Raw genomic sequence first — 21700 nt, 5'->3', positions numbered from 1 at the left:
AAGACTCCTGCGGGAGTACGGGGCTGGGGAGACCCCGCAGGCGCCAAAGCGCCGAGGAGGCTCCCCGGCACGTCCGCGGAAAGCGAAGCACCTGGAGCGCAAATCAACAACTGAGTTTAACAGTGCCTTCTTAGTTATAGATGCCTTAAAAATCTCTCTGGATTATTTAAAAAATCTTTTGTGAGCCTGACATGCTCGACATCTTCATAATTAATCTGCTGAAGAACTCCATCCTCGATGGAGTATATTTCTGCATTTGGAAGGGCCATTAGTATTGGAGAATGCGTAGCGATAATGAACTGGGCGTCTTCCTTAACCATATCATTGATCATCGAAATTAACGTGAGCTGTTTTAGCGGCGATAACGGCGCTTCCGGTTCATCCAAAATATATAAACCATTCGGTTGAAAGCGCGCTTGAAACAAATCTAAAAAACTCTCCCCATGCGAACGTACCTCAAGCCCTTCACCGTAAAAATGCTGTAAATCGTACAATGTATGGGCATAAGGCAGTACTTCGAGACTAAAAGGATCCTTCGCTTTAATCTCTTTTAGAGTTTGTCGGGATTCTTCTTTTATCGTTGCTAGTCTATGGGTGAAATTGATAAAATCATTGGCCCTGAAAAAGAAGCCTTTTTTTGTTCTGACTTTCCAGGTTAACTTCAATTTTTCCCCAAGCACTCTTGCAGGTGCAAGTGTGGGATCGGAGTCAATGTTTTCGCCGCCGATTAAAATACTGCCAAAATTCGCTGCGATAGCTTCGAGTAAGGTCGATTTCCCTGAGCCATTATCCCCGACAAGAATCGTAACAGGCTTAGTAAAAAGTAATTCTGTAAATTTTCTTATAAGAGGAAGATTAAATGGGTACTCATCTTCTTCAATTTCACTTGTTAAAAAAACTGATTTTAGATGCACCATTACGACCTCCAATTCTACTCTTTACTAGATTTTATTTCTGATAATAAATTCTTGGATGAAAGCAATCACTTCATTTGCCGCATGAATCGAGGCGATAATATCTCCAGGGATTTCTAAACTATGGTCAGCTTTAGGAGTTACCAAGGTGTTCACAAGCTCGTTATTTTTCAAAGAAGCAATTTTCTCCTCGATATAGTGATGATCAGCATCCCCTATAACACAAAGAGACGGACGTTCCGTTTTCATTATGGCCTGGTACACAGTATCCACTTTTAGCAAAGGTGTTAACCAGATTCCCAGCGCATTGGGAAAGAGATTTTTCTGCGTCCATTCCTTCGCCATCGGAATCGTCCCAATGGATTTACTCAATAGAAACGATTGTTCATAGTGGGTGTCCCTCAGGACTTCCTTTATAACAGCCTTAACATCTTCATACATCCAACTCTCTTGTTCCGCTTCGTTTTGCTTTTTGAAGTGTTCATTTTTTGCAAAGGTATAATTGATATGGAGAACATCCACGTGATTGTTTAAGCACATACTTGTTGCATAATAAAATATTGGTCTGTCAGTTGAATATCCAAGCCCTGGAAGCATAATACAAATGTTTTTACTAGGTTGTTCATGCCGAATCCATGTATAGGGAATGGTTGAATGTTCGTTTCTCACCACTTGGTCTGCACTTATTTGATGCATGCCATTCACCTCTTATTCATTTGGTCCGAAAACCATTAAAAACGGATTTTAATAGAATGCCCACTGTCAGTTTCCCCGTAGATTTACTTGTTCAAAATGTTCAACCGTTGGGAATGGATCATAAAAATGATGCAATAGCTGTTTCCATTCCTGATATTCCTCTGATTGCCTGAATCCAACCGTATGATCCTCTAACGTTTCCCACTTTACCAACAGCAGGTATTTTCCGTCTGCTTCGATGCAGCGATGTAATTCGTGAGATTGATAGCCATTCATCGATGAAATAATGGTTGAGGCCATTCGAAAAACTTCTTCAAATTCTTGTTCCATTCCCTGTTTAACCTGCAGCATGGCCGCTTCTAGTATCATTTTCACTCCCCCTATATATCATAAATTTTGGTAATCTAAGTCTATCACACGCAGACCCTTAATTGGAAACCAACAACTAGGTATTTTTAAAGTGATTCTTGATATAATGGTATATTCAAGGAGTGATTTTTTTGAAAATAATCAAATACCTTTTGATATTTATACTTTTTATTGGTGTTGGGGTCGGGGCATGGCTTTATTACCCGCAATATCAAATTCATAAAATGAAAAAGCAAACCGTTGAAGCTAGCAAAGATTATGCTACTGTTTCTTATTTAGATTACTTTCGGGATTCTAACGCTTCTCAAATAAATCATCTTGCTCTTGGCGATTCTATCATTCGCGGAGTGGGAGCTAGGGAGAATGAAAATCTCGTTTCGCAATTCTCTAGCAAGTTGGAAAAGCAAATTCAAAAGCCAATTGTCTTTCAAAATGAAGGTATAAATGGGATTACAAGCGGGGAATTAGTTGCAATTGTTCAAGAAGGCCGGTTTGATGAAGAAATCAAAAAAGCTAACATTGTGACGATTAATGTTGGCGGAAATGACGTTCTTAGGATGGCAAAAGAGCAAAACTTCCAAAACGTCTTCCAATCGTTTAGTCAATTACAAACCTCTTTTTCGAAAAATTTGTCTGGCATTGCTGATAGAATTCACATGCTGAATCCTGACGCTACAATCGTCTTTTTAGAATTGTATAATCCTTTGTCTCCTGATAACGATATGTATTCTTTGGCGGACAAATTGCTTCCAAAATGGAATCTGCAAATTTATCAGGTAGCTAGTCATTATTCATCATCCATGGTGGTGGAGACGACTCAGGCTATTAACGGGGAAAAGCAGCAAAATTTATCACCTGATGGAGTTCACCCCAATTCAGCTGGCTATACGGCCATATCGGAGCTTATGATTGATCAGTTTAAGCACCAATATCGGAAAGAACCGGTATAAAACCGAAGGAAATAATTCCTTTGGTTTTTTTTAATATTCTTACTTCACGAATTGGAGCATATAATGTATTACATTGCATTCACCTGCTTTAAAACGGAAAAGATTAAAGGTGGGTTTCATCATGAAATGCAAAATACATCGGTGTAATTGTCGAAAGGTATGGTCGATTCAAAATAGAAAGACAAAAACCATTGCAAATACCGTACTTTTGAATGGGGAATGGTTTGCAGAATTAAAGCATGAGAGAAAGTGTAACCCAAAAGGATTTGTGATATCGAATAAAATCCAAGATATCATTTTCAACCCTGATTACGAACTAGTGAATCAATTTCACAAGGTTACAAAACTAATTTACGACAAAGAAAATGTAGATTTTAATATTTTAAAAGGGAAATATTTATATTTTGCGGAAGATGGATCCTGTTATATATTAAAAAAAATTGGCTGCCGGCATAGCCGGCAACCCGAAACAGCCACTTAGGCTGTTTTTTATTTTCCAATAAACTCCTGTGTCCAGTAATTCCCTTGTGACACATAACCTACACCAATATAGTTGTAGTTTGGACTTAAAATATTTTTTCGGTGTCCTTCACTATTCATCCAGGCATTCACAACTTCCTCTGGAGTGCGTTGGCCCATAGCAATGTTTTCACCTGCATAACGGTAGGTAATACCGTATTTTTTCATCATATCAAATGGTGAACCATATGTCGGGCTCGTATGGCTGAAATAACCATTAGCAGACATATCGCGTGATTTTTCATGAGCCATTTTGCTAAGCGTCAAATCAACCTTAAGCGCAGGCAAACCGTTTTTTGCCCGTTCTTGGTTAGTAAGATCAACGACTTTTTGTTCATATGCACTTAAGGTGCTGGTTGTTTGATTTGTAGTTGTTGGTGTTGTCTGCTGCTTTACTGATTTCGGTGCCGGTGTCTGGGTAGACTGCTGAGCTTGCACCGTTTGATTGCTTGGTGCCTGAACCTGCTGTTTTTGAGTTAATGTGATTCCAAAGCTGGCAAGATATTTTTCTATTATGCTATTAATCTCGTTCATATTGGAGCCTTGAAAAACATGTACCGCCTCTTGTGTTGTTGCGGTATTTGAGGCTGCGTGTGCCTTATTTAGTACTGGATTGGCTAAAGCTAATGCCGCCGCTGCAGCCACTGTTAGAATTGCTTTTTTCTTAAACATGATAAAATCCTCCTGTTATGAAAAATTGCCGTTCATTAGCAAACTCATCATAACATGCGTTTTTTGTCATATTTTAGGAAGGATTTTACAGTTTTTCATCATAAACTATTCCTAAAGCTTTTTTAAATGGGTACTCTATTAATTATTTGAAAAACTCCCAGAAATTATAGTAAAAATGAGGGTTGACAGCCTTTAATATAGCGGGTGTTTATGACAAACATTTCAGAAAAATATCTATGCTTACAGGAAGGTGACTGTGCTAGTTTGTTAGAACACGGCTATGTGACCAGAGCCTCCTCTTTTCCACCTTTTTGGTCACCTAGAACCCGGCAACGTGACCGAACCCCTGCTCCATCTCCATTTCGAGCACGTAGAGCAACTTTAAAGTTATTTATGAGCAATCTCCTTCGCAACGGCTACCTTTTCTTCCTAAAGTAATCGATAATGGCTCAGGCATGGACGATCAAACTCTATTAACTCTCCAAAAACGTCTTCTGGAGGACGAACATACCCTGGGCGGCAAAAATATTGGCATTAAAAATGTCCATGATCGGATTCGTCTTCACTTTGGTGCGAAATACGGGCTGCAAGTCGAAAGTAAACTTGGAGAGGGAACGGCTGTGACAATTTGTCTGCCGATTGTATAATCAACTGAAAAGGTTGTTATGGCTGACGGCCTCTTCAGTTGATATTAATCCGAACGGTTAATTAATTTATCTCGATCGTGAACTTGAGGCGGCTTTTCCAGCCACCTTTCTTTGATCATCATTTTGGCTCCATCTTCTGCATAACTGGCTAATTCAGCGATTAATTTTGCATATTCTAGCCCAATGTCTTTTCTAACACTTCCACCAATAGCGGTCCCAAAATCAGCAATGGCAATAGCACTTAAAAGATTGGCTTGAAACAGCATTAATTTATCGGAAAATGGCGGTTCAATCGATCCGGTGATTAAGGAATCCCAAGTAGATGGATAGGAAGTATTGCTGTCTTGTAAAATTTCAAAAAAGGTTTTGATCTGTTTTTTCCCAATCTTAGACCCCCGTTGCAGGAAGGTCCTTAACTCTTGTGACTTAGCCACTTGGCTAAATCCCAATAACACGGTTTGGCCTACATGGCAAACTTCGATATTGGTCCCTAAATGGGCAATTTCAATCGCTAACAAGGGGCGCTTCTTGCCCAAAAATTGTCCTAAAAAATCATTGTCCTCCACGAATAAAACCTCATGCGGATAATCCAAATAGGGCGACCTTACATAGAAACCATATTCCAGAGATAAATCAACCGCTAAATCATACATCGTTTCTGTTTGGCTGTACCACAGTTTATAAAATTCACGAATGTCCTTTCTTGAAGCAATGGCTTTCGCTAATGAATAAGTGCTCAAGCCTGTTCGGCCCATATGCTCTAGATACCGCAAGTAAAATTCATCGGAAAACAATCTTGGGGCATTTTTATGTATGTCGTGTTCGCCAAAGCCTTGAGGTATAGCAATTTCCTCTTTTTGAAATAACTCAGTGAGTGATTCAAGGTGATTTTCTGCAATTTTCAAACCGAAATCGATAATTTTTTCCGTTTTTTTATCTTCGACGGTATTTTTAAAGTGGAGGAGCATGCATTTGCCCATCGTGTCAGCCATATAAGTATTCCATAAGGTTGCAAGCTCAGAGGCTGTAAGACGCGGGTGGCGATTGGTACTCATTCATTCATCTCCCCTTTTTTGAATAAATTTCCCTAAGTAAGGCATTTTTATAAATGAAAAAATATAGCGCAAATAAAAAAAACACTCCCGCTTACTGCGAAAGTGTCGTTTCATGTTATTATGCTATATTCTCTATTTTATCATCATGAAGTTTATGGCCTTCCCATTTGGTAATGACAATGGCAGCAAGGGAGTTTCCAACAATATTGACGCATGTACGTGCCATATCCAAAATTCGGTCAATTCCCGCAATAAACGCCAGTCCTTCAACTGGGATTCCAACACTTCCCAGAGTAGCAAGGAGGACGACAAATGATACGCCAGGAACTCCGGCAATTCCTTTTGAAGTTAACATCAATACAAGTACTAATGTAATTTGGTGTCCTATGCTCATATGAATACCATACATTTGGGCAATGAACAACGCCGCAATCGCTTGATATAACGTTGACCCATCAAGATTAAAAGAATATCCCGTAGGAATGACAAATGAGGTAATTGCTTTTGGACAACCGATTCTCTCCATTTTTTCCATGATTCTTGGGAGAACGGTTTCTGAACTTGCTGTAGAGTACCCCAGAATAAGTTCGTCTTTCAAGTAACGAATTAGTTTAAAAATACTGTAACCAGCAATTTTTGCTACTAAACCAAGAACAACTAAAATAAAGAAAATCATAGCTCCATAAACAACGAGTACTAATTTACCTAATGGAATCAATGAAGTAATTCCAAACTTTGAAACGGTAACACCAATTAAGGCAAAAACACCAAGTGGAGCCAGTTTCATGATTTGATTCGTGACATAGAACATCGCATCAGCTGTTCCTCTAAAGAACTTGAGGATAGGCTCCCCTTTTTCCCCAATAGCCGCTATACCAATTCCGAACATGACGGAAAAGAAAATGATCGCAAGCATATCTCCATTTGCTAATGATTGGATAATATTGGTCGGTACAATATTGATAAAGGTATCAGCCATTGAATGTGACTCTGTTTGTTCCGCAGTTTGAACATAAGTATTAATATCAGTTTTCGTTAAGTGGGAGCGGTCAACCCCAGACCCAGGCTGGAACACATTAGCCGCAAGAAGGCCCACAAAAATAGCAATTGTCGTAATGATTTCGAAATAAAGAAGGGTCTTACCTCCAAGCTTCCCCAGCGATTTCATATCACCCGCGCCGGCAACCCCAACGATTAGACTTGAAACCACAATCGGCACAACAATCATCTTAATTAGTCGAATAAATATCGTTCCGATAGGCTGAAGCCAAGTTACTACCCCTTCGTTTCCATAAAAAATTGCTCCGACAATAATACCAAGTGCCAGACCAATGAATATTTGCCACGCTAAACTAATTCTCTTCAATACAATTCCTCCTCTTCAACAGCTAAATTGTTAGTTATTTTTTACTATATAAAAATTAATATGTAGAGATATATTCCACAGCTCAACATTCAAAATAACTATATATACCAAGGATAGCGCTTACTTGATAACTGTTTGATTTTTAAAAATCATTTTTTTAGAATAGCATGAAATTCATTATTGAGGAAGAGATATTTTTACCATTACTTTCTTCTAGGTTCGATTCATTGGACATTCAAGCATAAACCGTCAACAATGGAATAACTAGGAAACCTGTTCAAACAAAGCAAAAATTGACAGGAAGTCCATTTGGATGGCTGTTAATATACACTCAAGGAGTGAGCGATATGGGTTGGGTCGAATCACTGCAAAGGGCCATTAATTATATCGAAGAAAATTTATTAGAACCTATTTCAATTGAAAGCATTGCTAAACAGGCAAATGTCTCAGAATTTCACTTTCAGCGTACTTTTGCCATCTTAACCGATATTACAGTAGGAGACTATATAAGACGGCGACGGTTAACACTTGCTGCACAGGAGCTATCCCATTCAAGCAGCAAGATCATTGATATCGCCCTTAAATATGGTTACGACACTCCTGAGGCCTTTGCTAAAGCCTTTCGCCGTCAGCACGGCATCACACCAAGTCAGGCAAGAAATTATAGTGGAAAACTGAAATCTTATAACCGCCTGGCCATCCAGGTAAATCTGAAAGGAGTCGAACCTATGAACTACAAAATTATTGAAAGAGATGGATTTCAAGTGGTCGGAGTTAAACGAGAGTTTTCCTGCCAAAATGGAGAGAATTTAGAAGGAATCCCGAAAATGTGGGGAGATGTACATCGAGATGGAACAAATGATTTATTATTTAATTTGAATCATGGGGAAATTAAAGGTGTTCTTGGGGTATGCGTCGATAAGCGCGGCGAACAGCCCGAATTAATGGATTACTGGATTGCTGCTGAATTTTCCGGTGACACTCCAGCAGAATTGATGCAGCTTGAAATACCTGCTTCCAAATGGGGAGTATTTGAAGTGCACGGGGCCATGCCAGAAGCGATGCAGAAAGCGTGGAAACAAATTTTTTCAGAATGGTTTCCATCCAGTCATTATAAGCATGCAGGTACACCTGACTTAGAAGTTTATCCTGCTGGAGACCCTTGGAGCCTTAGTTATTATTCGGAAATTTGGATTCCGTTAAAATAAATTTGCAAAACGAAAATATTGCCATTTCTCTATACGTTGTCACTCCCATTTTCTGTGTTATAATATTTTTCGGCATAAGTTGAATATAAATTATTTACTTAATGCGGGTGGGAGAGGGCAACACGAGAGTGTGTGATTAAAATATGAGAGGAGTTTTCAAACTTAAGCAGAACAAAACAAATTTGAAAAAGGAGGTTATAGCAGGGTTAACATCGTTTTTTTCCATTGTCTACATTATAGCCGTGAATGGAAATATCCTTCAGGATGCCGGAATACCACTTGAAGCTGGGATTATCGCAACCGTACTTTCTTCGCTGATTGGCTGTTTACTTGTCGCCTTTATGGCCAATGCACCATTGATCATCGTCCCTGGAATGGGCATTAATGCCTTATTCACCTATACCATAGTGGGTTCGATGGGGCTGAATTATATGGAAGCGTTAGGAGCCGTTGTCGTATCTGGAATCCTTTTTGTGATTGTAGCCTTTACAAAATTATCAACGATTTTGTCTAAGGCGATACCTTCGTCCTTAAAAGAATCGATTTCAGTGGGAATTGGCTTATTCATTGCCTTTATAGGCTTGCAAAAAAGCGGAATTATTGTGGGGAACCCCACTAACTTCGTTGCTATGGGGAATTTATCTGCCCCGATGGTTCTGGCATCGATCATTAATCTGATTATCACGTTATTTTTATTTTTGAAAAAAGTACCGGGGAATTTCTTAATCAGTATTATTTTGGGGACTATCATTTCCTACTTTTTTGGTATCGTTCATTTTTCGAAAATGGATACCAGCTTTATTTCCTTCGCAGACTATAAAAATGTTTTATTAAGCGCAGACTTTGGAAATATGGCCACCATTCCGTTTTGGACGGCTGCCTTTTCACTGGTTTTAGTTCTCGTTTTTGAAAATATCGGTCTGCTTCATTCGCAGGTGAACGGAATGCTTGAAGCACCGGAAAAGAATGAAAAATCACTTAAAGCCATTTCAATTTCTACAATTGTTTGTGGATTATTAGGCACAAGTCCATCTGTTTCCACGGTGGAAACAGCAGCGGGAATCACGGCTGGCGGAAGAACGGGGTTAACCTCTGTTGTAACAGGTTTACTCATTTTATCATCACTTTTCTTCATGCCTTTTATCAAACTCGTACCAAGTTCGGCAATCGCACCAATCCTCATCATCATTGGAGGATTGATGCTGACAAATATTGTAAATATCGATTTTACCGACTTTACCGAAGCGTTTCCGGCATTTCTTGTTATTATCATGATCCCGTTAACCTACAGTATTGTCGATGGTATTGCATTTGGATTTATCGCTTACCCATTGGTTAAGCTTTTTACAAACAAACAAAAGCAGCTTTCTCTCTCGATTTATATTATTTCGATGCTGTTTTTGACCAATTTCCTGTTGCACACAGTTTAATTAAGCGCAAAAAGGAGCCGTTTGGCTCCTTTTTGCTATTTTTATACTTGTATTTTAAAGTGTTGGCTTTCGGTTTCAAACGGATTTTCTTCAATTTCGAATCCAAGGTCTTCAATCAACTGGTAATCTTCCTTTGCCGCTTGCCCATCGGTTGTGAGATAATCACCCACGAAGATGGAGTTCGCAATAAACAGCCCCAAGTTCTGTAAGGAGCGTAAATTGAATTCCCGTCCCCCAGAAATCCGAATTTCTTTAGTTGGATTCACAAATCGGAAAAGGGCCAGGATTTTCAGGCACCGAATTGGCGTTAAATCATCCAAATCCTCTAGCTTTGTTCCTTTTATCGGATGCAGGAAATTAACCGGGATGGAATCTGCATCAAGCTCTTTAAGTGCAAATGCCATTTCGACAATATCATCATCCGTTTCACCCATGCCGCAAATCACACCAGAGCATGGTGAAATCCCTGCTTTTTTCAAGTTTTCAATCGTATGGATTCGATCATCATAATCGTGGGTAGTCGTAATATTGGCATGATGATTGGCACTAGTATTGATGTTGTGATTAAAGCGGTCGACACCTGCCGCTTTCAGCTTTACCGCCTGATCTTCAGTCACCAGCCCCAAACAGGCGCATACTTTAATTTGTTCTACCTCTTGTTTGATTTGTTCGACAGCTGTAATCACTGTATCGACTTCATTGTTGGTGGGTCTTCTCCCGCTCATGACAATACAATATGTACCGATTCTGTTCTTTTTCGCTTCTTTTGCCCCTTCGACTATCGTTTGTTTGCTGATTAACGTGTAACGGTCAATTTCTGTTTTTGCTTTAATCGATTGGGAACAGTAGCCGCAGTCCTCCGGGCAAAGCCCGCTTTTCGCATTAATAATCAAATTCAGTTTTACTTTTTTCCCATAAAAATGTCTGCGAATCTCATAGGCAGCATGGACAAGTGCCAAGACTTCGTCATCATTTACTGCCAAAATCTCCTTAGCTTCTTCTTTCGTTAATGAATACCCTTCGATTACTCTCCGTGCCAGCTTTAGCCACTCCACTTGATCACCTCGTTATTATTTGTTAACCATTTTAAACTTTTAGTTTACATATAAAATTATAAAACATTTAATCTTCTAATCAAGTATTATTTGTTAACCAAATTAAAAAGTAGTTGACATAAATTTATCGATGCTTTTAAAATCATTAATATACAAATAAAAAAGTGGGGATGAATTATGAAAATTTTAGATATTACATACGTTGCTCTGCTTGCGGCATTTATGGGAGTATTGGGGTTTATTCCGCCAATTATGCTTTCGTTCACACCGGTTCCGATTACGATTCAAACCTTAGGCGTTCTACTAGCCGGCGGCGTTTTAGGGCCACGGCTCGGCGCCTTAAGCATGACGGTATTTTTATTGGTTGTTGCAGCTGGGGCACCACTATTGTCAGGAGGCCGGGGAGGAATTGCTGTTTTCGTTGGACCAAGTGCCGGTTACCTATTCGCCTATCCTTTAGCCGCTTTTTGTGTAGGTTACCTAATTACTCGATTTAGTAAATTGAAATTGCGAAATATTTTACTTGTCAATTTAACAGTGGGCATTTTCCTGCTTTACCTCATCGGTATTCCGGTTCAGGCTTTTGTAATGGATATTCCGATTGAAAAAGCCATCTTAACAAGCATGGCCTATATTCCTGGAGATATTTTAAAAGCAATACTTGCTTCTTATTTAGTTTATAGACTAGTTAAATCTCCTGCTATAAAACGCAATTTGCATAAAAATGTAGAGACACTTTAATGTGTCTTCTTTTTTTGGTGATGGTTTTCCGCTGATTGGAGTATGCTATCCGCCAATTGATTTGCTTCTCGCTGATTGGATTACGTTATCCGCTGATTGGAGGACGCTATCCGCCAATTGATTTGCTTTTCGCTAATTGGAGTGCGTTATCCGCTAATTGGCTCCACTTATCCGCTGATTGGCTCACGCTATCCGATAATAACTTTACCTAAACTTATGTTAGTATGTAAAAAGAGGTGATAAATATGGGATCCATTACGGAATCATACATAAACCATGCTCAATCCTACCCTGAAAAAATCGCTATTCAAACTAACAATAAACAAATAAACTATCACACCTGGCACAAGATGGTGTGCAAAACGGCAAACTGGCTGGATTCTCTTAATCTTGAACATCGAACAATAGGAATCTTACTTCCGAACGGAATCCCCTTCCTGCAGCTTTTTGCTGGGGCAGCCACTGCCGGCTGGACTGCCGTTCTCTTTGATTTGAAATGGACCGAGACCGAGCTGCAACAACGGCTAACATTAGCTCGGCCATCCATCCTTATCACAACAGGTGAGTTTTATTCAAAAGTCCAGCATCTCCCTGTACACATCCTCATATGGGAGAATGTTCTTTCAGCAGTCACAAACGCTGCCTCAAGCAGAGCCATAGAGATAGACGGAAAGACCCCGTTTTATATGGGATTTACATCTGGGACAACCGGGAATCCAAAAGCCTTTATTCGGGCACATGACTCATGGGTGGCAAGCTTCGATTGCAGCCAATATGATTTTCAGCTCAATGAAAATGATCATGTAATCGTGCCTGGGGCATTGATCCATTCCCATTTCCTCTATGGCGCCATTAGCACCTTATTTATAGGAGGAACAGTCTATCTACTCGAAAAATTTTCTTCTAGCATTTCCTTAGAATTAATGAAATCGCAGCCTATTACAGCTGTCTATGTCGTACCAACCATGGTCGCTGCCTTTTTAAAAGAAGAGCGTCGCATTGAAAAACACATTAAATTCCTCTCCTCTGGTGCAAAATGGGAAGAGAATTCCAAGCAGCGAATCCAGCAGATGTTCCCGTCTCTCTCCATGTACGAATTTTATGGAGCCAGCGAATTAAGCTTTGTTACCGTATTAAATGATAATGATAGAAAACCTGGCTCCGTCGGCAAGCCCTGTCATAATGTCCAAATCCAAATTCGCCGCCCGAACATGGAGACCGCTAAACCAAACGAACCGGGGAAAATTTTTGTAAAAAGTAACATGCTTTTCATTGGGTATCTCCAAACAGAGGAGACATCCGATCATCAACGCATTCGGCCGATCCACGACGAAAATGGCTGGATTACGGTTGACGATATGGGGTATCTAGATGAAGACGGCTACCTTTACATCTCGGGCCGTGAAAAAAATATGATTTTATACGGAGCAATTAATATTTTTCCAGAAGAAATTGAAAAGGTAATTGGGTTGCATCCTTCTGTCGAAGAAGTAGCCGTTATCGGCATCCAAGACTCATATTGGGGGCAAATTGCCGCCGCAGTCGTAAAAGGTAACGCAACGATTATGGACTTAAAAAAATTATGCAAGCAGCATTTATCATCCTATAAAATCCCGCGGAAATGGTTTTTCATCGAAGAAATGCCGCATACAACCAGCGGAAAAATTGCCCGCCCGGAAGTGAAGGAATTAATCGAAAGCGGGGTGACGAGCCATTAAACGAGCAGTCATTGTCCGTGCGAAACGAACACCTGTTGGAAAAAAGAATGGGATGCTGCATCGCCTCGAACTACAGGAATTGGCGGCTCCAGTCCTCAGCCATTTAGCTGTCGGACTTGGTGAAAACATTGATGACGTGATATTAGGAAATGTAACGGGGCCTGGAGGAAATATCGGCCGGTTATCTGCGCTGGAAGCAGGTCTTCCTCTTTCAATCCCAGGTTTGATGCTCGACCGACAATGCAGCGCTGGACTTGAGGCCATCCGGCTAGCCTGTTATTTCATTCAAGGCGGGGCAGGATCGTGCTATATCGCTGGCGGTGTCGAAAGCTCCAGTACCTCCCATTTTGAAAAAAGGGCGCGCTTTTCTCCTGACAGCATTGGAGACCCTGACATGCTGGAGGCGGCGGAAATGGTCGCCAAAAAATATGGAATATCGAAAGAACTCCAGGATGAATATGCCTTTCTAAGCTATGAACGCAGCTGGGAAGCGTTTGAGAGAGGACTTTTTGTGGAGGAAATCGTCCCCGTTGAACAATGGAACAATGATGAAGAGTTTTTTAAAAAGAGGAACATGGAAGCTTTGCTTAGAAGGGCCAAACCAATTTCTGAGAATGGTACCGTTACAGCGGCCAACAGCTGTGGAATTAATGACGGGGCGGCTGCTGTGGTGGTAATGGAGGAGGAAACCGCTCGTTCTAGCGGCTTCATGCCCGTTCTTCGCTTTGTTGACAGTCAGGTTGCCGGGGTCCATCCCTTTTATCCAGGGGCGGCACCCATACCAGCAATCCAAACATTATTAAAAAGAAATGGGCTCACTGTCGAAGACATTGACTTGTTTGAAATCAATGAAGCTTTTGCTTCAAAAATGGTTGCCTGTTCACAAGAACTCTCCATTCCCTATGAAAAATTGAATCTGGGCGGCGGCGCGTTAACGGTCGGCCACCCCTACGGCGCCTCTGGTGCTATTTTGGTCACTAGGCTTTTCTATGAAGTCCAAAGAAGACATGGAGTAAAATATGTTCTCGCTGCAATCGGAAGCGGCGGCGGAATTGGAGTTGCCGTGTTATTTGAAACGGTTCAGGAAAATGGTTTATAAAATACAAATGATGATAGTCAGTTCATTGCCCGCAATGAGGTAAAAAGTACTCTCACGAGCAATGAACTGACGTTTCATTTACCGTAATGACTACAAACTCACTCCCTCGGGCAATGAAACCCCTTTTCATTTACCCTAATGACTACAAACTCACTCCCTCGGGCAATGAAGCGCCTTTTCATTTACCCTAATGACTAAAAACTCACTCCCTCGGGCAATGAAATGCCTTTTCATTTACCGTAATCGCAAAATACACACTCTCTCGGTAATTGAAAGTCGATTAAAGCACGACATGTTCCTCGGAAATTTGCCTTTCCAGCCAAGCAATAAGGTCTTCCAAGAACTGTTCCCGTCCTACGTCATCAAACGGACGGTGCCGCATTGCTGGGTATTCTAATTTCTGTTTGTTCTGGGAAGCGACAGATCCAAAGAATTGTTTCAGCTTATCGGGAGGAGTTATTTCATCTTCCAGCCCAAACTGCAGCAGAAAAGGCAGCTTTATATAGCTTGCTTCCTTTGTTAAGCGCTCTACTGTCAGCATTAATCCCCGGCCTAGTCCAGGTGTTACCGTATCATGGCGCAATCCGTCAGAATTAAGTTTGTCGATCATATCCGGGTCTCGAGTTAACCTATTAATATCCCCAGGTTTTCCAATACTAAAATCCGGTTTAAGCTTCCCCATTAGAGATATCAGCAGCTTTTCCGATCTAGTCGCTTCGTAGGAAATCGCCGGAGCAATGGCAATAACACCTGCAAGATCGGTACCATGATCTATTACATAATCAAGTGTTACAACCCCGCCAAGGCTATGGCCAAGAATAAACAATGGCAGAGTAGGAAACTCGGAAACTACCATCCTGCGGAAATTATCTAAATCAGCTCTGTATTCCTCCCAGGTCCGAATAAAGCCTCGCTTACCCGAACTTTTTCCATGGCCGCGCTGATCATAGGCATAAACAATATAATCATTTTCCACCAATCTAGTACTTAAGTTTTCCAGGCCCCCACTATGGTCACCATGCCCATGTACTAAAATCATGGCTGCTTTTGGGATCGACTTCGGCTTCAAAACCCAATAATAAAGCTCCACTCCATTATGGCCAGTAAAAGTCCCCTCTATCATCGATTGAATCTCTCCTTTTTTATAAAAAAATCCGTGCCTGTCCATTACAAACCACGTAGTTCAGCATATGATGTACTACCTCGTAAAAAAGGAGGTGGATTCCATATGTCAGACGGACATCGCTCAAACTTTGCTTTAATCGTTGTGCTTTTCATCCTCTTAATTATTGTTGGTACAAGTTTCATGAGAGGATTCGGGTACTAATCAAATAAAATGATTGTACAAAAAAGCAGCAGGAAGCGTGAATGCCACGCTTCTTTTATTTTACAACCACAACCTTTTGAATAATTGGATGCAGCAGATAGCCAATCCCCACCCCGAGTACATTTAGAATAAAATCATCAATATCCATACTTCCCCGCTTTGTAAAGTATTGCGCCGTTTCAATAAGAAGAATGGCAATGATAGGAAGGAAAAACAATTTCACCTTCGCAGGACGTTTGTTTAGTAAGTACGCTGCAACTCCGTAAGGGACGAATAACAATATATTCGCGGTAATATTGTAGAAGGCAACTAGGAAATTTACATCTCCTGAAAAAAATCCTAGGATTGTTCTAAAGGGAATCAAGTTAAATTGGTTATATTCCTGATTTGAGGGCCGGAAAAATAACAATATGAATAAGCCCAAGCTATACAAAAACATGACAGACTTGATAAGTAGACTGGGAACGGCTATTGTCCCTTTCCCTATTAAATAAACTAAGAAAAATACAACCAATGTCAGGCAGGCCCATACAACCACTAAAACAACAGGGTGAAGATAGGCCAAGAGTTTTAACCAAACCGGCAATAAAACCAAAAAGAGAATCTGAGATATTCCTAGCGATAACCATAGCAACCTGTTTTTCATTTTTGGATAACCCTATTCATAGTATTGGATTAATCGGTTTAATAATTGATTTAATGATATAAAGTTATACCCTAGTGAACGGGCAAAACTAGTATCGACAGACCATGAACCAGACAAATTGTATGGTGATGGATCTCCATCCTGTTGTAAAATTGCCTTTGTTGAAGTCAGGTCTTCAATTAACGTCACCAATTCTCTTAAACTTATATCCTCACTGGACCCAGGGTTTATGCCTCCATGAAAATCAGACCTTGCCATATTGAATAAAAACGTTGCCGCTTCTTTTGAATCTATAAAACTATAGCGCAAATCTGGATTCTCGATGAGCATCGCTTTCCCCTCTTTAACATGGTCCACATGGAATTTTAAACGATTGGTATAATCATCTTTTCCGATAATAATAGGAAAGCGGACGGCTGCAACGGGAACTTCTGCATTTTGAAAAAGAACGGCTTCGGCTGCCCGCTTTGCCTCCTGGTAACCTACATAACCGATATACTCGCCTCTAGTTTTTAACAATGGGTTAAACTCTAGAGGATTAAAGTTTTCTTCCTTATGCTTGATCCCAAAATCATAGACTGCCTGGCTGGATGTAAATATGTATTTTTGAATTTTCCCAGATAATGCTTGCAGCGTATCGGAAGCCTCCTGGGAAGAATAGCATGTTTGATCAAAGACAACATCCCATTTCTTGCCTTGAAAAGCGTTGTGTAAAGAACCGGCATCCTCACGGCTAATTTTCAACCTCGATACTTGATCACCAAAGGAATCGGGTGTCTTTCCCCTTGTCGCAATGGTTACCTCAATTCCATCATCTAACAATAATTGGACTAATCTTTTCCCTACAAACTGTGTTCCCCCAAGAATTAACGCAGATTTCACAAAGAATCTCCCCCTGCTTATTTTTTCAGCGATAGCCCCTTTAAAGCGTTTTCATTCTTTAATTATAACAGGGTTAGGGATCGTTTCGAAAATCAAAAACAAAAAGAGACATTAGACTGACGAATGTCCCAAACTCTCATTATCTTTTCTTTCATTTAATATATCCTTAATGATTTCCATATGAAAGGCGGCCCATGCCTTTTCACGAAAATGAAGAATGACGCTGGCAGCCACAGCAAAAATATAAAGGAAACTGAAGACAAGCCATAGCAAACTGCCATCATGAAAAAGATATTCCGATAATTGTTTTGAAAATAAAAGCATTAACCATGGTACCGAGGAAACAAGGATAGGAATAAAACCGGAACCGTTCTTTTCTTTTGTCATGCGGTAAAAAATTAATTTTAATGCACTGCTATCAAGCGCCCTGTATAGCTTTTGAATTTCTTCTATTTCAATAAGTTCCTTCATGTCTTGGACAGAATGCCCATGATCCATTGTTTTTTTCAAGCGAAGAAAAACTTTATGCGCATCCCCTCGTAATGAAAACATATTTTTTCCCTGCCTCAAAAAAATAAAATCTTTAGCACTTAATTAGATTACCCTGATACAATTTCAAATAAACGAAAAAGAACCTTGATTCGTGATCAAGGTTCTAAAAAGGAAATGCTTAACTTGATAATTTTTCTGTCATCAATCCTTGTGATGCATTTTCGGATTTCTTTGGCCTTACAGCAAGCCAAACCAGACCGCCGAACACAAGAAGAATCAAACCACAAACCTGGAAGGAATGGTGGAATCCTGCCGCTGGATTAGATGAATGTTGAACAAGATAACCTGTTACATAGGGTCCAACAATCCCGCCAAAGGAAGTCAACGCCATAAACCAACCTTGAATTTTACCTTGATGCTTTTTGGAAACTAACTCCGCCAAAATGGCTGGCCCAAGCACTAAGGTAATACATCCAAAGGTTAATCCCAAAGATAGTAATACGATCGCCATGATGTTCGAGCTTGCAAAGGTTCCTAAAGTGTAGCAAACTGCACCTGCCAGCATAACTGGCCCTAAAACAAATACCCGCCCCTTGACCACACTTTTCGTTTTATGAAAAAGTCGGTCCGAAACTGTAGAAAAAACAATCTGAGAAATGGTGATCATGATCCACGGTAAAGAAACAACAATCTTTAATGTGTCCGGACTTAATTTGCGAACATTCTGAAGGTAGTTCGGCAGCCAGTTTAGTCCAATTGTGAATGACCAATAGGTGGCAAATCCACATAATGCGATTAGGATGAAATTTTTTGAAAACAACACGGAAGTAAATTTTGACTCAGGAACAGCATCTGTCACTACAGCATCACTTTTAGAGTCAGATTGTCCCACAGGTGAAACCGCTTTCTCTTTTGCAAGCCATAACCACATGACAATCCAGATTCCACCGACAATTCCCGTTGCAATAAAGGCAGAGCGCCATCCATAGTTTAAGATTAGGTGCATTAAGATTGGTGCCGATATCGCTACGCCAAGAGGGCCGCCGATAGATACTAATGTTAAGCCGATACCCAATTTTTCCTTTGGCAGCCACTTTGATGCAGCCGTCATCGCTAATGAATAGGAAGGTCCTTCCCCTGCCCCTAAAATGATTCTCGTAATCAATAAATAAGTAAAGCTTGAAACAAAAACAGTGGAAAACTGAACAAGGGCCCAAATAGCTGCCATCCCGGCGATTACTTTTCGGGTTCCAATCTTATCGGCAAGTGCTCCAACGAGGACGGCGGAAAGAGAATAAAGTAAAAAGAATACACTGCCGACAACACCCCATTGCTCGGGATTCAGTCCTAATTCCTTCATAATTGGAACAGAGGCAAAGCCGATAATTGCCTTGTCGGCATTACTGATGACCGTTAATAAGAATAAAAGTAAAATAATGACCCACGCTTTTTTCGAGATTTTCGCACTATTGGTTTTCTTTTGATCCATATAAGGACCCCCTTTATTTAAATGTAACTTCCACTTTTCCTAAACCGGTAAAACCGGCCGTGAACCGATCTCCTTTATCAGCCGCAATAGCTGCTGATAATGCTCCAGATAAAATAACTTCGCCGGCCTTTAAAATGACATTATATTCTGATAATTTATTCGCCAGCCAGGCGACACAAGCGGCCGGGTGCCCTAAAACGTCAGAGCCATAGCCTGTATTCATCAACTCTCCATTTCGAAAAAGTTTCATTTCGATTTGGGTTAAATCCAAATCTGCCACCGAAAACTTTTCATCCCCCAAAACATAGAGACCGCAGGAAGCATTGTCCGCAATCGTATCCTGCAATTTAATTCTCCAGTCTATAATGCGGCTGTCGACTATTTCTAAGGCAGGTACAATATAGTCTGTTGCTTCTAACACATCCTCCATCGTGAGGGATGGACCTTGCAAATCTTTCCGAAGGACGAAAGCAATTTCCGCTTCTACCTTTGGCTGAAAGAGCTGATCCAGTGCAATAATGCCATTATTCGCCACTTCCATCCGATCCAATAAATGTCCATAATCCGGCTGATCTACGCCTAAAAGCTTCTGCATAGCAAATGAAGTTAGGCCAATTTTTTTGCCGACGATCTGCTGTCCATCCAGGACTTTCTCATCTATTGCTTTGATTTGGACATGATATGCCTCCTCAACAGTCATATCCGGATACAAATCCGTAAGCGGAGTAACCATTTTCTTTTCCGCTTCTGCCTCAAGCAAATGCTTATATGCCTGTTCTACTCGAGATGCTACATGGTTAGTCATTGAAAAAACCTCTCTCTATAAAAGTGTACAAAAAGAGCACTATTCAAAGATTCAGTGATTATTAAAGCCAATTGAATCAATTAAATAGTGCTTTTTCTTTAACTGCGAGATTTGCAGTTTGGTTGTCAGAACAAAGTCGGTCAGCCTTATTTATTCGTTACAAGATTAGCTTCTTCCTTATTGTTCGCCTGATTTTTTAAAAGGAAGTCTATTAAAATGCGGTTAAACTCTTCTGGCTTTTCCCATTGCGGCCAGTGTCCGGCATCTTTGATGACAACTAATTCGCTATTTGGAATCATGTCCTGAATTGGTTTAGCTTCCTCAACGGTTGACGTCGGATCATGGTCAGTCCAAGCCAATAAAGTAGGAACATTGATTTTGCCGCACCATGATGGGTCCCAACTGTATTGCTTTCGTACTTCGATATCCTGCAAGCAGACGATATGGTGTACCGCTTTTTGGTAAGACGGCTGGGTATAAATTTTATAGCGGGTGTCAATTAATTCTTCTGTAACTTGGCTCTTGTCATACATTAGCCACTCAAGCCGCGTTTTTACATTTTCATAGTTTGCTTCAAGAACGGCTTTTAAAGTCGAATCTTTTAATCTTTGCATCACTTCAGGCTTGTTGTTCACATTTCCAGGAGTATTCAGGACCATCGCTTTCACATATTCCGGATGCTCAGCCGCAAACCAAGCGGCCACCCAGCCTCCTAATGATTCACCAGAAAGATAGACTTTCTTTAAATCCAGGGCCTGAATCACCCATAATAAATGATCACTATAATAGTCAATTCCATACTGACGATCTGGTTTGTCGGTAAAGCCATGTCCCACCATATCAATGTTGATAACACGGAAATGTTCACTAAGACCCTTCATATTTTTAGCATAAGCCTCGATATGTCCCCCAGTGCCATGAAGTAGAATCAGAGGTTCACCAGTGCCTGCTTCCATTACTCTTGTTTTGATTCCATTGGCATCTAAATAATAGAGTTTATATTCAACATCCGCTAAATCCGTCCAAATTGTCATTCCAAATCGCTCCTTATTAAATATTCACTTCATATTCTGATGATTTACTAGACTTTTGATTTACTGGCTGTGAGAACTGAACAATCGCCATGCCTGTCACCCATTCCGGAATTGGCTCATAGCAGGCCACGGCCGCTTCAAACCCTTGCAGCACCCCGAGCAGGACAAGCCAATTGCGGATTTCCTGCCCGCCATTTCCTAGATGCTCTTCAATAAATTCAGCACTCCAGCTTCGTAAACCGGAATAATCTTTTTCTGTCACTAAGCGTAAAAATTCTCGGTCAATTTGCTCATTAACTGGACCTGATTTAATTCGAGTTACATTGGTTTCCCGTAATTGTAAATATTCATCCAGCTGGTCTATTTCCTGGCGGCCATTCTTTAAAACATTAATCAAAAATTGATCTTCTGGTTTTTCACTCTCAATCTTTGGAATCGGCACCCAATGAGATAATCCGCCTGAAGCAACAATCGCAACCTTTTTATCGGAATCCCATGATTCGATCGCACTACGGATAACTTCTCCCAGCTGGAAACAGCGGTCCATCGTCGGCAGCGGCGGTGCAGAGGTATTCACGGCAATAGG

The 21700-nt window shown here is 40.6% G+C and carries 25 protein-coding genes; 10 read left to right on the top strand and 15 right to left on the bottom strand.

The features are described 5' to 3' along the window. Nucleotides 1–134: 134 nt before the first annotated feature. The 3 genes from V7161_RS14515 to V7161_RS14505 all read right to left on the bottom strand — a co-directional run bounded on the left by V7161_RS14515 (nt 135) and on the right by V7161_RS14505 (nt 1979). Nucleotides 135–917 carry an AAA family ATPase gene (locus V7161_RS14515; RefSeq protein ID WP_335713707.1) on the bottom strand — a complete coding sequence of 261 codons (783 nt, stop codon included), beginning with the start codon at nt 915–917 and terminating at the stop codon, nt 135–137. 24 nt (nt 918–941) lie between these two features. Then, on the bottom strand, nt 942–1610 hold the full coding sequence (locus V7161_RS14510) for an alpha/beta family hydrolase (protein ID WP_335713706.1): 669 nt from the start codon (nt 1608–1610) through the stop codon (nt 942–944). A 66-nt stretch (nt 1611–1676) separates the two neighbouring features. Next, nucleotides 1677–1979: an antibiotic biosynthesis monooxygenase family protein gene (locus V7161_RS14505; protein WP_335713705.1), complete on the bottom strand. Its 303-nt coding sequence runs from the start codon at nt 1977–1979 to the stop codon at nt 1677–1679. Between the two features lie 131 nt (nt 1980–2110). Between V7161_RS14505 and V7161_RS14500 the strand changes: the two genes are divergently transcribed. Together V7161_RS14500 and V7161_RS14495 are read left to right on the top strand one after the other, a co-directional pair. Next, on the top strand, nt 2111–2929 hold the full coding sequence (locus V7161_RS14500; RefSeq protein WP_335713704.1) for a GDSL-type esterase/lipase family protein: 819 nt from the start codon (nt 2111–2113) through the stop codon (nt 2927–2929). Between the two features lie 121 nt (nt 2930–3050). Continuing rightward, a complete protein-coding gene (locus tag V7161_RS14495) occupies nt 3051–3410 on the top strand; it encodes a hypothetical protein (RefSeq protein WP_335713703.1) in 360 nt (119 codons plus the stop codon). Nucleotides 3411–3418: 8 nt separating this feature from the next. Here the strand turns inward: V7161_RS14495 and V7161_RS14490 are convergent, their stop codons facing one another. Further along, a complete protein-coding gene (locus tag V7161_RS14490; RefSeq protein ID WP_335713702.1) occupies nt 3419–4120 on the bottom strand; it encodes a CAP domain-containing protein in 702 nt (233 codons plus the stop codon). A gap of 455 nt (nt 4121–4575) precedes the next feature. Between V7161_RS14490 and V7161_RS14485 the strand changes: the two genes are divergently transcribed. Beyond that, complete coding sequence (locus V7161_RS14485; protein WP_335713701.1) at nt 4576–4767, top strand: sensor histidine kinase; 192 nt, start codon at nt 4576–4578, stop codon at nt 4765–4767. 44 nt (nt 4768–4811) lie between these two features. Here V7161_RS14485 and V7161_RS14480 read toward each other — a convergent pair whose 3' ends face one another. After that, nucleotides 4812–5822, bottom strand: coding sequence for a DUF3231 family protein (locus V7161_RS14480; RefSeq protein ID WP_335713700.1), 1011 nt, complete (start codon nt 5820–5822; stop codon nt 4812–4814). A 118-nt stretch (nt 5823–5940) separates the two neighbouring features. Further along, nucleotides 5941–7188 carry a cation:dicarboxylate symporter family transporter gene (locus tag V7161_RS14475; RefSeq protein ID WP_335713699.1) on the bottom strand — a complete coding sequence of 416 codons (1248 nt, stop codon included), beginning with the start codon at nt 7186–7188 and terminating at the stop codon, nt 5941–5943. Nucleotides 7189–7535: 347 nt separating this feature from the next. Between V7161_RS14475 and V7161_RS14470 the strand changes: the two genes are divergently transcribed. Next, the gene (locus V7161_RS14470; protein WP_335713698.1) at nt 7536–8396 is read left to right on the top strand and encodes an AraC family transcriptional regulator; all 861 of its coding nucleotides are present in this window, start codon (nt 7536–7538) and stop codon (nt 8394–8396) included. A 143-nt stretch (nt 8397–8539) separates the two neighbouring features. Next, nucleotides 8540–9826 (top strand): NCS2 family permease, encoded by a 1287-nt coding sequence (locus tag V7161_RS14465; protein ID WP_335713697.1) that lies wholly within the window; start codon nt 8540–8542, stop codon nt 9824–9826. Nucleotides 9827–9867: 41 nt separating this feature from the next. On the opposite strand, the gene bioB is transcribed toward V7161_RS14465, so the two are convergent. Then, a complete protein-coding gene (gene bioB, locus V7161_RS14460) occupies nt 9868–10881 on the bottom strand; it encodes a biotin synthase BioB (RefSeq protein ID WP_335713696.1) in 1014 nt (337 codons plus the stop codon). A 177-nt stretch (nt 10882–11058) separates the two neighbouring features. Here bioB and V7161_RS14455 point away from each other — a divergent pair, with 177 nt between their 5' ends. From V7161_RS14455 to V7161_RS14440, 4 genes are read left to right on the top strand one after another with little or no spacing between them, the layout of a single operon-like run. After that, nucleotides 11059–11622 carry a biotin transporter BioY gene (locus tag V7161_RS14455; protein ID WP_335713695.1) on the top strand — a complete coding sequence of 188 codons (564 nt, stop codon included), beginning with the start codon at nt 11059–11061 and terminating at the stop codon, nt 11620–11622. Between the two features lie 35 nt (nt 11623–11657). Further along, on the top strand, nt 11658–11834 hold the full coding sequence (locus tag V7161_RS14450; protein ID WP_335713694.1) for a hypothetical protein: 177 nt from the start codon (nt 11658–11660) through the stop codon (nt 11832–11834). Nucleotides 11835–11867: 33 nt separating this feature from the next. Beyond that, nucleotides 11868–13340, top strand: a complete 1473-nt coding sequence (locus V7161_RS14445; RefSeq protein ID WP_335713693.1) for an AMP-binding protein — start codon at nt 11868–11870, stop codon at nt 13338–13340. Beyond that, nucleotides 13336–14439: an acetyl-CoA C-acyltransferase gene (locus V7161_RS14440; RefSeq protein WP_335713784.1), complete on the top strand. Its 1104-nt coding sequence runs from the start codon at nt 13336–13338 to the stop codon at nt 14437–14439. Before V7161_RS14445 ends, V7161_RS14440 begins: the two co-directional genes overlap by 5 nt. Nucleotides 14440–14719: 280 nt before the next feature. On the opposite strand, the gene V7161_RS14435 is transcribed toward V7161_RS14440, so the two are convergent. After that, nucleotides 14720–15562, bottom strand: coding sequence for an alpha/beta hydrolase (locus tag V7161_RS14435; RefSeq protein WP_335713692.1), 843 nt, complete (start codon nt 15560–15562; stop codon nt 14720–14722). Nucleotides 15563–15667: 105 nt separating this feature from the next. Here V7161_RS14435 and V7161_RS14430 point away from each other — a divergent pair, with 105 nt between their 5' ends. Continuing rightward, a complete protein-coding gene (locus V7161_RS14430; protein ID WP_335713691.1) occupies nt 15668–15766 on the top strand; it encodes a YjcZ family sporulation protein in 99 nt (32 codons plus the stop codon). A 55-nt stretch (nt 15767–15821) separates the two neighbouring features. Here the strand turns inward: V7161_RS14430 and V7161_RS14425 are convergent, their stop codons facing one another. The 7 genes from V7161_RS14425 to V7161_RS14395 all read right to left on the bottom strand — a co-directional run. Then, nucleotides 15822–16412 (bottom strand): VanZ family protein, encoded by a 591-nt coding sequence (locus V7161_RS14425; RefSeq protein WP_335713690.1) that lies wholly within the window; start codon nt 16410–16412, stop codon nt 15822–15824. 12 nt (nt 16413–16424) lie between these two features. Further along, on the bottom strand, nt 16425–17294 hold the full coding sequence (locus V7161_RS14420; protein WP_335713689.1) for an NAD-dependent epimerase/dehydratase family protein: 870 nt from the start codon (nt 17292–17294) through the stop codon (nt 16425–16427). Between the two features lie 111 nt (nt 17295–17405). Continuing rightward, nucleotides 17406–17846, bottom strand: a complete 441-nt coding sequence (locus V7161_RS14415) for a hypothetical protein (RefSeq protein WP_335713688.1) — start codon at nt 17844–17846, stop codon at nt 17406–17408. A 118-nt stretch (nt 17847–17964) separates the two neighbouring features. Next, nucleotides 17965–19275, bottom strand: a complete 1311-nt coding sequence (locus V7161_RS14410) for an MFS transporter (RefSeq protein WP_335713687.1) — start codon at nt 19273–19275, stop codon at nt 17965–17967. 13 nt (nt 19276–19288) lie between these two features. Further along, nucleotides 19289–20080 carry a 2-keto-4-pentenoate hydratase gene (locus tag V7161_RS14405; protein ID WP_335713686.1) on the bottom strand — a complete coding sequence of 264 codons (792 nt, stop codon included), beginning with the start codon at nt 20078–20080 and terminating at the stop codon, nt 19289–19291. Between the two features lie 146 nt (nt 20081–20226). Then, nucleotides 20227–21114 (bottom strand): alpha/beta fold hydrolase, encoded by an 888-nt coding sequence (locus V7161_RS14400; protein WP_335713685.1) that lies wholly within the window; start codon nt 21112–21114, stop codon nt 20227–20229. Nucleotides 21115–21130: 16 nt separating this feature from the next. After that, the coding region (locus V7161_RS14395) for a hypothetical protein (protein ID WP_335713684.1) at nt 21131–21700 on the bottom strand (570 nt) is incomplete at its 5' end.

This window comes from Neobacillus drentensis, from assembly GCF_036965425.1.
Taxonomy (GTDB): domain Bacteria; phylum Bacillota; class Bacilli; order Bacillales; family Cytobacillaceae; genus Neobacillus; species Neobacillus drentensis_F.
This window is presented reverse-complemented; position numbering and strand designations above follow the sequence as displayed.